Raw genomic sequence first — 13,276 nt, 5'->3', positions numbered from 1 at the left:
CCTTCACCATAGGCGGCCCGTACGACAACGCCGGACGGGCTTGACCTCGGCCCGTCCGGCGTCCGTGGCTGCGGTGGCTTCGCCACCGGGCCCGTACCTGTTGCTCCCGCTACCGCACGAAGATCCCCGCCTGGCTCGCCAGGTCCAGGAAGTACTGCGGGGCGAGGCCGAGCACCAGGGTGACCGCGACGCCGATGCCGATGGTGGTCATCGTCAGCGGGGACGGGACGGCGACCGTGGGGCCGTCCGCCTTCGGCTCGCTGAAGAACATCAGGACGATGACCCGGATGTAGAAGAACGCGGCGATCGCCGAGGAGATCACACCGACCACCACGAGCCCGCCCGCGCCGCCGTCCGCCGCCGCCTTGAAGACGGCGAACTTGCCGGAGAAGCCGGAGGTGAGCGGGATACCGGCGAAGGCCAGCAGGAACACCGCGAAGACGGCGGCGGTCAGCGGGGAGCGCCGGCCGAGCCCGGCCCACTTCGAGAGGTGGGTCGCCTCGCCGCCCGCGTCGCGCACCAGGGTGACGACGGCGAAGGCGCCGACCGTCACGAAGGAGTAGGCGACGAGGTAGAAGAGGACCGAGGAGATGCCCTCCGGGGTGGTCGCGATGACACCCGCCAGGATGAACCCGGCGTGGGCGATCGAGGAGTAGGCGAGCAGCCGCTTGATGTCGGTCTGGGTGATCGCGACGATCGCGCCGCCCAGCATGGTGACGATGGACACACCCCACATGACCGGCCGCCAGTCCCAGGTGAGCCCGGGGAGTACGACGTACAGCAGGCGGAGCAGCGCGCCGAACGCGGCGACCTTGGTGGCGGCGGCCATGAAGCCGGTGACCGGGGTCGGTGCGCCCTGGTAGACGTCCGGGGTCCACATGTGGAACGGCACGGCGCCGACCTTGAAGAGGAGCCCCATGAGGATCATCGCGCCGCCGATGAGGAGCAGTGCGTCGTTGCCCATGGTGGAGGCGAGGGCGGGGTCGATCTCGGTGACCGAGCCGTCGACGACGCTCGCGATGGTGGCGTACGAGACGGAGCCCGCGTAGCCGTAGAGGAGGGCGATCCCGAAGAGGAGGAACGCCGAGGAGAACGCGCCGAGCAGGAAGTACTTCACCGCGGCCTCCTGCGACATCAGCCGCTTGCGACGGGCGAGGGCGCAGAGGAGGTAGAGCGGCAGGGAGAAGACTTCGAGCGCGACGAAGAGGGTCAGCAGGTCGTTGGCGGCCGGGAAGACCAGCATGCCCGCGATGGCGAAGAGGACGAGCGGGAAGACCTCGGTGGTGGTGAACCCGGCCCTGACCGCCTGCTTCTCGCTGTCGCTGCCCGGGACGGACCCGGCCTGGGCGACGAAGGAGTCGACCCGGTTGCCGTGCGGGGCGGGGTCGAGCCGCCGTTCGGCGAAGGTGAAGACCGCGACGATCGAGGCCAGCAGGATGGTGCCCTGCAGGAAGAGCGCCGGGCCGTCCACCGCGATGGCGCCCATCGCCGCGATGTGGGCCTTGGTCGTGCCGTACCCGCCGGCGGCGAGCCCGACGACCGCGGCGAACGCGGCGGCCAGGGCGACGACCGTGAGGAGAACCTGCGTGAGGTACCGGGCCCGGCGGGGCACGAAGGCTTCCGTCAGGACGCCGAGCACCGCCGCGCCGACCACGATCAGGACGGGTGCGAGCTGGGCGTACTCGATGGTGGGGGCCGTGAACTTCACGTCCGGGGCGGCCGTCGTCACCCCGCCCGCCACGGTCCACAGGCTGTGGACAGCTGTTGCGCTCACTTGGCGGCCTCCACCTCGGGCTGGGGGTCCTGCTTCTGTACGTCGGACATGGTGTGCTGCACCGCCGGGTCGACGATCTCGGTCAGCGGCTTCGGGAAGACGCCCAGGAAGAGCAGCAGCGCGATCAGCGGGACGACCACCACCAGCTCGCGGGCCCGCAGGTCCGGCATGCCCTGGACGGTGGCCTTCACCGGGCCGGTCATGGTGCGCTGGTACAGGACCAGGACGTAGAGCGCGGCGAGCACGATGCCGGTGGTGGCGATGATCCCGGCGACCGGGTAGGCGCTGAACACCCCGACCAGGACCAGGAACTCGCTGACGAACGGGGCGAGCCCCGGCAGCGAGAGGGTGGCGAGGCCGCCGACGAGGAAGGTGCCCGCGAGGATTGGGGCGACCTTCTGCACTCCGCCGTAGTCCGCGATCAGGCGGGAGCCGCGCCGGGTGATGAGGAATCCGGCGACCAGCATCAGCGCGGCGGTCGAGATGCCGTGGTTGACCATGTAGAGCGTGGCGCCCGACTGGCCCTGGCTGGTCATCGCGAAGATGCCCAGGATGATGAAGCCGAAGTGCGAGATCGACGCGTAGGCGATCAGCCGCTTGATGTCGCGCTGGCCGACCGCGAGGAGCGCGCCGTACACGATGGAGACCAGCGCGAGGGCGAGCACCACCGGGGTGGCCCACTTGCTGGCCTCCGGGAAGAGCTGGAGGCAGAAGCGGAGCATCGCGAAGGTGCCGACCTTGTCGACGATCGCGGTGATCAGCACGGCGACGGGTGCGGTCGCCTCGCCCATGGCGTTGGGCAGCCAGGTGTGCAGCGGCCAGAGCGGGGCCTTCACCGCGAAGGCGAAGAAGAACCCGAGGAAGAGCCACCGCTCGGTGCTGGTCGCCATCTCCAGGGAGCCGTTCGCGCGGGCCTCGGCGATCTCGGAGAGCGAGAAGCTCCCGGCGACGGCGTACAGCCCGATGACGGCGGCCAGCATGATGAGGCCGCCGACGAGGTTGTAGAGGAGGAACTTCACGGCGGCGTACGAGCGCTGGGCCGCGGCGTTCTCGTCGGTGCCCGCGTGGGCCCGGTCCCCGAAGCCGCCGATGAGGAAGTACATCGGGATGAGCATGGCTTCGAAGAGGATGTAGAAGAGGAAGACGTCGGTGGCCTCGAAGGAGAGGATCACCATCGCCTCCACCATCAGGATCAGGGCGAAGAAGCCCTGGGTGGGGCGCCACCGGGAGTTGTGCGTCTCCAGGGGGTCGGCGTCGTGCCAGCCGGCCAGGATCACGAACGGGATGAGCAGCGCGGTGAGCGCGAGGAGCGCCACCCCGATGCCGTCCACGCCGAGTTCGTACCGGACACCGAAGTCGGCGATCCAGGCGTGCGACTCGGTGAGCTGGTAGCGGTCGCCGCCGGGCTCGAAGCGGATCAGCACGATCGCCGCGAGGACCAGGGTGGCCAGCGAGACGAGCAGCGCCAGCCATTTCGCGGCGGTGCGCCGCTGGGCCGGGACGGCGGCGGTGGCGATGGCACCGATCGCGGGGAGTGCCGCCGTCGCTGTCAGGAGGGGAAAGGACATGTGATCAGACCGCCCTCATCAGCAGGGTCGCGGCGATGAGGACCGCCGTACCGCCGAACATCGAGACCGCGTAGGAGCGGGCGTAGCCGTTCTGCAGTTTGCGCAGCCGGCCGGAGAGCCCGCCGACCGTGGCGGCCGTGCCGTTGACGACGCCGTCGACCAGCGAGTGGTCGACGTAGACCAGGGAGCGGGTGAGGTGCTCGCCGCCGCGGACCAGGACGACGTGGTTGAAGTCGTCCTGGAGGAGGTCGCGGCGGGCGGCCCGGGTGAGCAGCGAGCCGCGCGGGGCGAGAGCCGGCACCGGCCGGCGGCCGTACATCGCCCAGGCGACGGCGACGCCGATGACGAGCACCACCATGGTGGCGCCGGTGACGGTGGTCGCGCCGACCGGGGAGTCCCCGTGGTCGTGGCCGGTGACGGGCTCCAGCCAGTGCAGGAACCGGTCGCCGACGGAGAAGAAGCCGCCCGCGAAGACCGAGCCGAAGGCGAGCACGATCATGGGGATCGTCATCGACTTCGGGGACTCGTGCGGGTGCGGCTCGTGGCCCTCGGCGTCGGGCTGCCAGCGCTTCTCGCCGAAGAAGGTCATCAGCATCACGCGCGTCATGTAGAACGCGGTGATCGCGGCGCCCAGCAGGGCGACGGAGCCGAGGATCCAGCCCTCGGTGCCGCCCTTGGCGAAGGCCGCCTCGATGATCTTGTCCTTGGAGAAGAAGCCGGAGAGGCCGGGGAAGCCGATGATGGCGAGGTAGCCGAGGCCGAACGTGATGAAGGTGACCGGCATGTACTTCCGCAGGCCGCCGAACTTCCTCATGTCGACCTCGTCGTTCATGCCGTGCATGACCGAACCGGCACCGAGGAAGAGCCCGGCCTTGAAGAAGCCGTGCGTCACCAGGTGCATGATCGCGAAGACGTACCCGATGGGGCCGAGGCCCGCGGCGAGGACCATGTAGCCGATCTGCGACATCGTCGAGCCGGCCAGCGCCTTCTTGATGTCGTCCTTCGCGCAACCGACGATCGCACCGAACAGGAGCGTGACCGCTCCGACGATCGCGACGACGAGCTGCGCGTCCGGCGCGGCGTTGAAGACCGCGCCGGAGCGGACGACGAGGTACACGCCCGCGGTGACCATGGTCGCGGCGTGGATGAGGGCGGAGACCGGGGTCGGGCCCTCCATCGCGTCGCCGAGCCAGGACTGGAGGGGCACCTGCGCGGACTTGCCGCAGGCGGCGAGCAGCAGCATCAGGCCGATCGCGGTGAGCTTGCCCTCGCTGGTGTCCCCGGTCGCTCCGAGCACCGGGCCGAAGGCGAAGGTGCCGAAGGTGGTGAACATCAGCATGATCGCGATGGAGAGGCCCATGTCGCCGACCCGGTTGACCAGGAAGGCCTTCTTGGCGGCGGTGGCCGCGCTGGGCTTGTGCTGCCAGAAGCCGATGAGGAGGTACGAGGCGAGGCCGACGCCCTCCCATCCGACGTACAGCAGAAGGTAGTTGTCGGCGAGGACCAGGATGAGCATCGCCGCGACGAAGAGGTTGAGGTAGCCGAAGAAGCGGCGACGGCGTTCGTCGTGCTCCATGTAGCCGATCGAGTAGATGTGGATCAGGGTGCCCACACTGGTGATCAGCAGGACGAACGTCATCGACAGCTGGTCGAGCTGGAAGGCGACGTCGGCCTGGAAGCCCTCGACGGGAATCCAGCTGAACAGCTTCTGGTGCAGCAGGCGTTCTTCGGCGCCCTTGCCGAGCATGTCGGCGAAGAGCACCACGGCCAGCACGAACGACACGGCGGCGAGCAGGGTGCCGAGCCAGTGTCCGGCCCGGTCGAGACGGCGGCCCCCGCACAGCAGGACGGCCGCTCCGAGCAGGGGCGCCGCGATGAGCAGCGCGATCAGGTTCTCCACGATTCAGCCCCTCACAGCTTCATCAGGCTGGCGTCGTCGACCGAGGCCGAGTGGCGGGAGCGGAACAGCGACACGATGATCGCCAGCCCGACGACGACTTCCGCGGCGGCGACGACCATCGTGAAGAACGCGATGATCTGGCCGTCGAGGTTGCCGTGCATGCGGGAGAAGGTGACGAAGGCGAGGTTGCAGGCGTTGAGCATCAGCTCCACGCACATGAACACCACGATCGCGTTCCGCCGGATCAGCACCCCGCAGGCGCCGATGGTGAACAGCAGAGCTGCCAGGTAGAGGTAGTTGACGGGATTCACTGGGTGTCCTCCCCGTTCCCGGCACGGTCGGTGGGGCTGCTCCCCGTCGAGGCCGCCCCTGCCGCTGCCGCTCCGCGGGCGGAGAGGGCGGTGGGGCGTCCGAGCCGCTCGCCGGACCGCTGTTCCAGGGCCTTGAGGTCGGCGAGCGCCTCCTCGGAGACGTCGCGGATCTGGCCGCGGTCGCGCAGGGTGCGCATCACGGTCAACTCGGACGGGGTGCCGTCGGGCAGCAGACCGGCGATGTCCACGGCGTTGTGCCGGGCGTAGACGCCGGGGGCGGGCAGCGGCGGCAGGTGGTTCGAGCGGACCCGGGCCTCGGACATCTCCCGCTGCGTCCGGGCGCGTTCGGTGCGTTCCTTGTGGGTGAGCACCATCGCCCCGACCGTCGCGGTGATGAGGAGGGCGCCGGTGATCTCGAACGCGAAGACGTACTTGGTGAAGATGAGGTTGGCGAGTCCCTCGACGTTCCCCCCGTGCACGGCGTTGGCGGTGCCGAGGCCGTTGAAGCTGTTCAGGGAGGCGTTGCCGATGCCGGCGACGAGCAGCACCCCGAAGCCGAGACCGCATCCGGCGGCCAGCCAGCGCTGGCCCTTGAGGGTCTCCTTCAGCGAGTCCGCGGCGGTGACGCCGACGAGCATCACGACGAAGAGGAAGAGCATCATGATCGCGCCGGTGTAGACGACGACCTGCACGATGCCGAGGAAGTACGCGCCGTTGGCGAGGTAGAACACCGCCAGCACGATCATGGTCCCGGCGAGCGAGAGCGCGCTGTGCACGGCCCGCTTCATCAGGACGGTGAAGAGGGCGCCGAGCAGGGCGACCGTACCGAGGATCCAGAACTGGACGGCCTCGCCGGTCGAGGTGGTGGAGGCCGCTGCGGCCAGAGCGCTCATGCGCCCGCTCCCCTCTGACCGTGCGCACCGTGTCCGTGGGAACCGTGTCCGTGGCCCGCGTGCTCGTGCGACGCGGCCGCTTCGGCCTCGGAGCCGGGCACCACGGCGGCGTCGTCGGGGGACTCGGGCTTCTCCCCCTTGGTCACCGCCCTCTGGCGCTCGGTGCCGGGGGCGGCCTCGGTCACCAGGCCCCGGTAGTAGTCCTGTTCGTCCATGCCGGGGAAGATCGCGTGCGGGCTGTCGACCATGCCCTCCTCCAGTCCCGCGAGCAGCTCGTCCTTGGTGTAGATGAGGCTGGCGCGGGTGGTGTTGGCGAGCTCGAACTCGTTGGTCATCGTGAGCGCCCGGGTGGGGCACGCCTCGATGCAGAGACCGCAGAGAATGCAGCGCGCGTAGTTGATCTGGTAGACGCGGCCGTACCGTTCGCCCGGGGAGTACCGCTCCTCGTCGGTGTTGTCGGCGCCCTCGACGTAGATGGCGTCGGCCGGACAGGCCCAGGCGCACAGCTCGCAGCCGATGCACTTCTCCAGGCCGTCCGGGTGCCGGTTGAGCTGGTGACGGCCGTGGAAGCGCGGCGCCGTCACCTTCGGCGTCTCCGGGTACTGCTCGGTGAGCCGCTTCTTGAACATGGCCTTGAAGGTCACGCCGAAGCCGGCCACGGGGTTCTGGAACTTGTCGTTCGAAGCCGCTGGGCCCTGCGAGGGGTCTGGGGACTCAGACACGGTCGGCCTCCTTTCCGTCACTCATGTTTCCGTCACTCTGAGTATCGGGGCCACCACTGACAACGAGCTCCCGTTCGCGGCGCGGGGTGCGCCGGGGCACGGGCGGCAGGGTCTGTCCGGGCAGCGGCGGTACGGGGAATCCGCCCGCCATCGGGTCGAACTCGGGCGGCGGGCCCGCCTTCGCCTCGTCCTCGCGGCCCTTGCGGTCGCGGAAGGAGTCGGCGAGGAAGGAGATCAGCAGCACGGCGATCACGGCACCCGCGACGTACAGCACGATCTTCGAGAAGTCGTACCCCTCGTTGTTCAGGGCGCGCACGGTGGCGACCATCATCAGCCAGACCACGGAGACCGGGATGAGGACCTTCCAGCCGAGCTTCATCAGCTGGTCGTAGCGGACGCGGGGCAGCGAGCCGCGGAGCCAGATGAAGAAGAAGAGGAGCAGCTGGACCTTGACGACGAACCAGAGCATCGGCCACCAGCCGTGGTTCGCGCCCTCCCAGAAGGTGCTGATCGGGTACGGGGCCCGCCAGCCGCCCAGGAAGAGGGTCGCGGAGACCGCGGAGACCGTCACCATGTTCACGTACTCGGCGAGCATGAACATCGCGAACTTGATGGAGGAGTACTCGGTGTTGAAGCCGCCGACGAGGTCGCCCTCGGACTCCGGCATGTCGAACGGGGCACGGTTGGTCTCGCCGACCATGGTGACGATGTAGATGATGAACGAGACCGGCAGCAGGATGATGAACCAGCGGTCGGCCTGCGCCTCCACGATCTTCGAGGTGGACATCGACCCCGAGTAGAGGAAGACCGAGGCGAACGCCGCGCCCATCGCGATCTCGTAGCTGATCATCTGGGCGCAGGACCGGAGTCCGCCGAGGAGCGGGTAGGTCGAGCCGGAGGACCAGCCGGCGAGGACGATGCCGTAGATGCCGACCGAGGCGACCGCGAGGATGTAGAGCATCGCGATCGGCAGGTCGGTGAGCTGCATCGTCGTACGGTGGCCGAAGATCGCCACCTCGTTGCCGGACGGGCCGAACGGGATCACGGCGATCGCCATGAACGCCGGGATGGCCGCGACGACCGGCGCGAGGACGTAGACGACCCGGTCGGCGCGCTTGACGATCAGGTCTTCCTTCAGCATCAGCTTGACGCCGTCGGCGAGCGACTGGAGCAGTCCCCAGGGGCCGTTCCGGTTGGGGCCGATGCGCAGCTGCATCCAGGCGACGACCTTGCGCTCCCAGACGATCGCGAAGAGCACGGTCACCATCAGGAACGCGAAACAGAAGACCGCTTTGACGACGACCAGCCACCAGGGGTCGGTGCCGAACATCGAGAGGTCCTCGGCGGCCAGTGGGGCGTTGCCGGGCGCCGTGGCCAGGTGAGCGAGGCTGTTCACGCTCGCACCTCCGGTGCGTGGGCGGGGGCTGCGGTGGTGGCGGGGCCGATGCGGACCAGTCCGCCGGGGCGGGAGCCGGTCTGCGCGGGGACGCCGCGTCCGGTGGAGTTGAGCGGCACCCAGACCACCCGGTCCGGCATCTCGGTGATCCGGAGCGGGAGTTCGACGCTGCCGGCGGGTCCGGTGACGGCGAGCAGGTCGCCGTCCTTCACTCCGGTCTCGGCCGCGGTGTGTGCCGAGAGCCGGGCGACGGCGGCGTGCCGGGTGCCGGCCAGCGCCTCGTCGCCCTCCTGCAGCCGGCCGAGGTCGAGCAGCATGCGGTGGCCGGCGAGGATCGCCTCGCCGTCGCCGGGCCGGGGCAGCGGGCGTCCGCTCTCCGTCGGCGCGCTCGCGTGCCCGCCGGTCCAGCCGCCGAGCCGGTCGAGTTCGCGGCGGGCTGCGGCGAGGTCGGGCAGCCCGAGGTGCGCGTCGAGTGCGTCGGCCAGCATGTGCAGCACCCGGCCGTCGGTCGGCGCGAGGGTACGGGTCATCTGCTCGGGCTTCAGCGCCGCCTCGAACATCCGGGCCCGGCCTTCCCAGTTGAGGAAGGTGCCGGCCTTCTCGACGACGGCGGCGACCGGCAGCACCACGTCGGCGCGGTCGGTGACCTCGCTGGGCCGCAGCTCCAGCGAGACGAGGAAGCCGACCTGGTCCAGCGCGGCCAGCGCGGCGGCCGGGTCCGGCAGGTCGCGGGGTTCGACGCCCGCGACGAGCAGCGCGCCGAGTTCGCCGGTGGCGGCGGCACCGAGGATCTGGCCGGTGTCGCGCCCGTGGCGGGCGGGCAGGTCGCCGAGGCCCCAGAGGGCGGCGACCTCCTGGCGGGCGCGCGGGTCGGTGGCCGGGCGTCCGCCGGGCAGCAGGGTCGGCAGGGCCCCGGCCTCCAGCGCCCCGCGCTCCCCGGCCCGGCGCGGAATCCACACCAGGGCGGCGCCCGTGGCGGTGGCGGTGCGCAGGACGGCGGTCAGCGCGCCGGGGACCCCGGCGAGCCGTTCGCCGACGACGATGACGGAGTTCTCGCCGCGCAGCGCTTCGGCGGCGGCCGCTCCGGCCTCGTCGAGTCCGACGCCTCCGGCGAGCGCGTCCAGCCACTCGGTCTCGGTGCCGGGGGCGGCCGGCAGCAGGGTGCCGCCCGCCTTCTCCAGTCCGCGGGTGGCGTGCGAGGCGAGCGCCCAGGTCCGCAGGCCGTGCTTGCGGTGGGCCTTGCGGAGCCGGAGGAAGACGCCGGGCGCCTCCTCCTCGGACTCGAATCCGGCGAGCAGGACCGCCGACGCCTTCTCCAGCGAGGTGTAGGTGACGCCCTCGCCGTCCAGGTCGAGGCCACGTCCGGCGACGCGGGCGGCCAGGAAGTCGGCCTCCTCGCCGCTGTGGACCCGGGCCCGGAAGTCGATGTCGTTGGTGTCCAGGGCGACCCGCGCGAACTTGCTGTACGCGTAGGCGTCCTCGACGGTGAGCCGGCCTCCGGTCAGCACCCCGGTCCGGCCGCGTGCCGCACCGAGTCCCGCCGCGGCGGCGGCGAGCGCCTCCGGCCAGGACGCGGGTTCGAGGTCACCGTCGGCGTTGCGGACCAGCGGGGTGGTGAGCCGGTCGCGCTGCTGGGCGTAGCGGAAGCCGAAGCGTCCCTTGTCGCACAGCCACTCTTCGTTGACCTCGGGGTCGTTGGCAGCGAGGCGACGCATGACCTTGCCGCGCCGGTGGTCGGTGCGGGTGGCGCAGCCGCCCGCGCAGTGCTCGCAGACCGACGGCGAGGAGACCAGGTCGAAGGGGCGGGAACGGAAGCGGTACGCCGCCGAGGTGAGCGCCCCGACCGGGCAGATCTGGATGGTGTTGCCGGAGAAGTACGACTCGAAGGGATCGCCCTCGCCGGTGCCGACCTGCTGGAGCGCGCCGCGTTCCAGCAGCTCGATCATCGGGTCGCCGGCCACCTGGTTGGAGAACCGGGTGCAGCGGGCGCAGAGCACGCAGCGTTCGCGGTCCAGCAGCACCTGGGTGGAGATCGGGACGGGCTTCTCGAACGTCCGCTTGCGTCCGTCGAACCGGGATTCCGCGGTGCCGTGCGAGAGCGACTGGTTCTGGAGCGGGCACTCGCCGCCCTTGTCGCAGACCGGGCAGTCCAGCGGGTGGTTGATGAGCAGCAGCTCCATCACACCCTTCTGGGCCTTCTCGGCGACGGGCGAGGTGAGCTGTGACTTGACGACCATGCCGTCGGTGCAGGTGATGGTGCAGGAGGCCATCGGCTTGCGCTGGCCCTCCACCTCGACGATGCACTGGCGGCATGCGCCCGCCGGATCGAGGAGCGGGTGGTCGCAGAACCGGGGGATCTCGATGCCGAGTTCCTCGGCGGCGCGGATGACGAGGGTCCCCTTGGGGACGCTGGTCTCGATGCCGTCGATGGTCAGCGTGACGAGGTCCTCGGGCGGTACGGCCGCCTGTCCGCCCCCGGAGGGCGCACTCGTGGTGACTGTCATGCGTTCACCCCCCGGTGAGCGTCTTGGTCGTCGGTGTCTTTGTCGTCGGCCCAGAGGGTCGACTTCGCGGGGTCGAAGGGGCAGCCCTTGCCGGTGATGTGCTGCTCGTACTCCTCGCGGAAGTACTTCAGCGAGGAGAAGATCGGCGAGGCTGCACCGTCGCCCAGCGCGCAGAAGGACTTGCCGTTGATGTTGTCGGCGATGTCGTTGAGCTTGTCGAGGTCGCCGGGGCGGCCCTTGCCCGCCTCGATGTCGCGGAGCAACTGGACGAGCCAGTAGGTGCCTTCGCGGCAGGGCGTGCACTTGCCGCAGGACTCGTGGGCGTAGAACTCGGTCCACCGGGTGACGGCCCGCACCACACAGGTCGTCTCGTCGAAGCACTGGAGCGCCTTGGTGCCGAGCATGGAGCCGGCGGCGCCGACGCCCTCGTAGTCGAGGGGGACGTCGAGGTGCTCGTCGGTGAACATCGGGGTGGACGAGCCGCCCGGGGTCCAGAACTTGAGGCGGTGCCCGGCGCGGATGCCGCCGCTCATGTCGAGCAGCTGGCGGAGCGTGATGCCGAGCGGGGCCTCGTACTGGCCGGGGCTGGTGACGTGGCCGCTGAGCGAGTAGAGGGTGAAGCCCGGGGACTTCTCGCTGCCCATCGACTTGAACCAGTCCTTGCCGCGCTGGAGGATCGCGGGAACCGAGGCGATGGACTCCACGTTGTTCACCACGGTGGGGCAGGCGTACAGACCGGCGACCGCGGGGAAGGGGGGCCGCAGCCGGGGCTGGCCGCGCCGTCCTTCGAGGGAGTCGAGGAGCGCGGTCTCCTCGCCGCAGATGTACGCCCCGGCGCCCGCGTGCACGGTCAGTTCGAGATCGAGGCCGGGGCCGAGGGCGTCCTTGCCGAGGTATCCGGCCGCGTACGCCTCGCGGACGGCTTCGTGCAGCCGCCGCAGGACGGGCACGACCTCGCCGCGCAGGTAGATGAAGGCGTGCGAGGAGCGGATCGCGTAGCAGGCGATCACGATGCCCTCGATGAGGCTGTGCGGGTTGGCGAAGAGGAGCGGGATGTCCTTGCAGGTGCCGGGCTCCGACTCGTCGGCGTTGACGACGAGGTAGTGCGGCTTGCCGTCGCCCTGGGGGATGAACTGCCACTTCATCCCGGTGGGGAAGCCGGCGCCGCCGCGTCCGCGCAGTCCGGAGTCCTTGACGTACGCGATGAGGTCGTCCGGCGTCATGGCGAGGGCCTTGCGCAGGCCCTCGTACCCGTCGTGGCGGCGGTAGCTCTCCAGCGTCCAGGGTTCCGCTTCGTCCCAGTGGGCGGAGAGGACGGGGGATAGGAGCTTCTCCGGGCTGGTCCCGTTCCTGTCGATCTCGGCGGCCAAGGTCATCACTCCCCCTCCTCGGCTGCGGGTCCGGCCGGGTGGTCCGGGTCGGAGGCCGATGTCTGCTGCGGTGCGTCGTGCGAGCTGAGGTGCTCGGACGGCGAGGGGTCGTGCGGCTGGTCCGCGGGGACGTCCCGGCGCTGGGCGACGACCCGGTGTCCGGGCGCGGTCTCACCCTTGGCGAGGCGGAGCCCGACCAGGGACGCGGGTCCGGCGCCGCCGCTCGCGGCGACCGCGCCGGGGCGCTCGTCGGGGAACCCGGCGAGGATGCGGGCGGTCTCCTTGTACGAGCAGATCGGGGCGCCCCGGGTGGGTTCGACGGTTCGCCCGGCGATGAGGTCGTCGACGAGCTTCGTCGCGCTCTCGGGCGTCTGGTTGTCGAAGAACTCCCAGTTCACCATCACGACGGGCGCGTAGTCGCAGGCGGCGTTGCACTCGATGTGTTCGAGGGTGACCCTGCCGTCGTCGGTGGTCTCGTCGTTGCCGACACCCAGGTGCGTCTTGAGCCGGTCGAAGATGGCGTCGCCGCCCATGACGGCGCAGAGGGTGTTGGTGCAGACGCCGACCTGGTAGTCGCCGCTCGGCTTGCGCCGGTACATCGTGTAGAAGGTCGCGACGGCCGTGACCTCCGCCGTGGTGAGCCCGAGGAGTTCGGCGCAGAGGGCCATGCCCGTACGGGAGACGTACCCCTCCTCGGACTGGACGAGGTGGAGCAGCGGCAGCAGCGCGGAGCGGCTGTCGGGGTAGCGGGCGATCACCTCCCGCGCGTCCGCTTCGAGCCGGGCCCGTACGTCGTCGGGGTAGGCGGGGGCGGGGAGCTGCGGCATCCCCAGACTGA

General features: G+C 70.4%; 10 protein-coding genes. All 10 read right to left on the bottom strand.

The window, feature by feature from the left end; translation table 11 throughout:
• Positions 1-109 precede the first annotated feature (109 nt).
• Genes nuoN through nuoE form a run of 10 tightly spaced genes read right to left on the bottom strand, consistent with a single transcriptional unit; the run spans position 110 to position 13,265 of the window.
• Positions 110-1,774 (bottom strand): NADH-quinone oxidoreductase subunit NuoN, encoded by a 1,665-nt coding sequence (gene nuoN, locus ACFZAX_RS07170; protein WP_390959906.1) that lies wholly within the window; start codon positions 1,772-1,774, stop codon positions 110-112.
• Positions 1,771-3,342 carry an NADH-quinone oxidoreductase subunit M gene (locus ACFZAX_RS07165; protein WP_390959904.1) on the bottom strand — a complete coding sequence of 524 codons (1,572 nt, stop codon included), beginning with the start codon at positions 3,340-3,342 and terminating at the stop codon, positions 1,771-1,773. The genes nuoN and ACFZAX_RS07165 overlap by 4 nt, the downstream gene beginning before the upstream one ends.
• Before the next feature lie 4 nt (positions 3,343-3,346).
• The gene (nuoL, locus tag ACFZAX_RS07160; RefSeq protein WP_390959902.1) at positions 3,347-5,242 is read right to left on the bottom strand and encodes an NADH-quinone oxidoreductase subunit L; all 1,896 of its coding nucleotides are present in this window, start codon (positions 5,240-5,242) and stop codon (positions 3,347-3,349) included.
• Positions 5,243-5,253: 11 nt separating this feature from the next.
• A complete protein-coding gene (nuoK, locus tag ACFZAX_RS07155; protein WP_266705390.1) occupies positions 5,254-5,553 on the bottom strand; it encodes an NADH-quinone oxidoreductase subunit NuoK in 300 nt (99 codons plus the stop codon).
• Positions 5,550-6,446, bottom strand: coding sequence for an NADH-quinone oxidoreductase subunit J (locus ACFZAX_RS07150; RefSeq protein WP_390959899.1), 897 nt, complete (start codon positions 6,444-6,446; stop codon positions 5,550-5,552). Before ACFZAX_RS07150 ends, nuoK begins: the two co-directional genes overlap by 4 nt.
• Positions 6,443-7,168, bottom strand: coding sequence for an NADH-quinone oxidoreductase subunit NuoI (gene nuoI / locus ACFZAX_RS07145; RefSeq protein ID WP_390959897.1), 726 nt, complete (start codon positions 7,166-7,168; stop codon positions 6,443-6,445). Before nuoI ends, ACFZAX_RS07150 begins: the two co-directional genes overlap by 4 nt.
• A complete protein-coding gene (gene nuoH / locus ACFZAX_RS07140) occupies positions 7,161-8,564 on the bottom strand; it encodes an NADH-quinone oxidoreductase subunit NuoH (RefSeq protein ID WP_390959896.1) in 1,404 nt (467 codons plus the stop codon). The genes nuoI and nuoH overlap by 8 nt, the downstream gene beginning before the upstream one ends.
• Positions 8,561-11,068: an NADH-quinone oxidoreductase subunit G gene (locus tag ACFZAX_RS07135; protein ID WP_390959894.1), complete on the bottom strand. Its 2,508-nt coding sequence runs from the start codon at positions 11,066-11,068 to the stop codon at positions 8,561-8,563. The genes nuoH and ACFZAX_RS07135 overlap by 4 nt, the downstream gene beginning before the upstream one ends.
• Positions 11,065-12,444, bottom strand: a complete 1,380-nt coding sequence (gene nuoF / locus ACFZAX_RS07130) for an NADH-quinone oxidoreductase subunit NuoF (RefSeq protein ID WP_390959892.1) — start codon at positions 12,442-12,444, stop codon at positions 11,065-11,067. The genes ACFZAX_RS07135 and nuoF overlap by 4 nt, the downstream gene beginning before the upstream one ends.
• Entirely contained in the window at positions 12,444-13,265 is an 822-nt protein-coding gene (gene nuoE / locus ACFZAX_RS07125) for an NADH-quinone oxidoreductase subunit NuoE (RefSeq protein ID WP_390960078.1), read from the bottom strand. Before nuoE ends, nuoF begins: the two co-directional genes overlap by 1 nt.
• Positions 13,266-13,276 lie beyond the last annotated feature (11 nt).

Origin of the sequence: Streptomyces sp. NPDC008125 (assembly GCF_042957125.1) — a bacterium.
In the GTDB taxonomy this organism is placed as follows: Bacteria; Actinomycetota; Actinomycetes; order Streptomycetales; family Streptomycetaceae; genus Streptomyces.
This window is presented reverse-complemented; position numbering and strand designations above follow the sequence as displayed.

Bases quoted from the DNA above. Each gene is read 5' to 3' on its own strand.
- ACFZAX_RS07135 (WP_390959894.1), bottom strand. From the start codon at position 11,068: ATGACAGTCACCACGAGTGCGCCCTCCGGGGGCGGACAGGCGGCCGTA.
- nuoF (WP_390959892.1), bottom strand. From the start codon at position 12,444: ATGACCTTGGCCGCCGAGATCGACAGGAACGGGACCAGCCCGGAGAAG.
- ACFZAX_RS07150 (WP_390959899.1), bottom strand. From the start codon at position 6,446: ATGAGCGCTCTGGCCGCAGCGGCCTCCACCACCTCGACCGGCGAGGCC.
- nuoE (WP_390960078.1), bottom strand. From the start codon at position 13,265: ATGCCGCAGCTCCCCGCCCCCGCCTACCCCGACGACGTACGGGCCCGG.
- ACFZAX_RS07165 (WP_390959904.1), bottom strand. From the start codon at position 3,342: ATGTCCTTTCCCCTCCTGACAGCGACGGCGGCACTCCCCGCGATCGGT.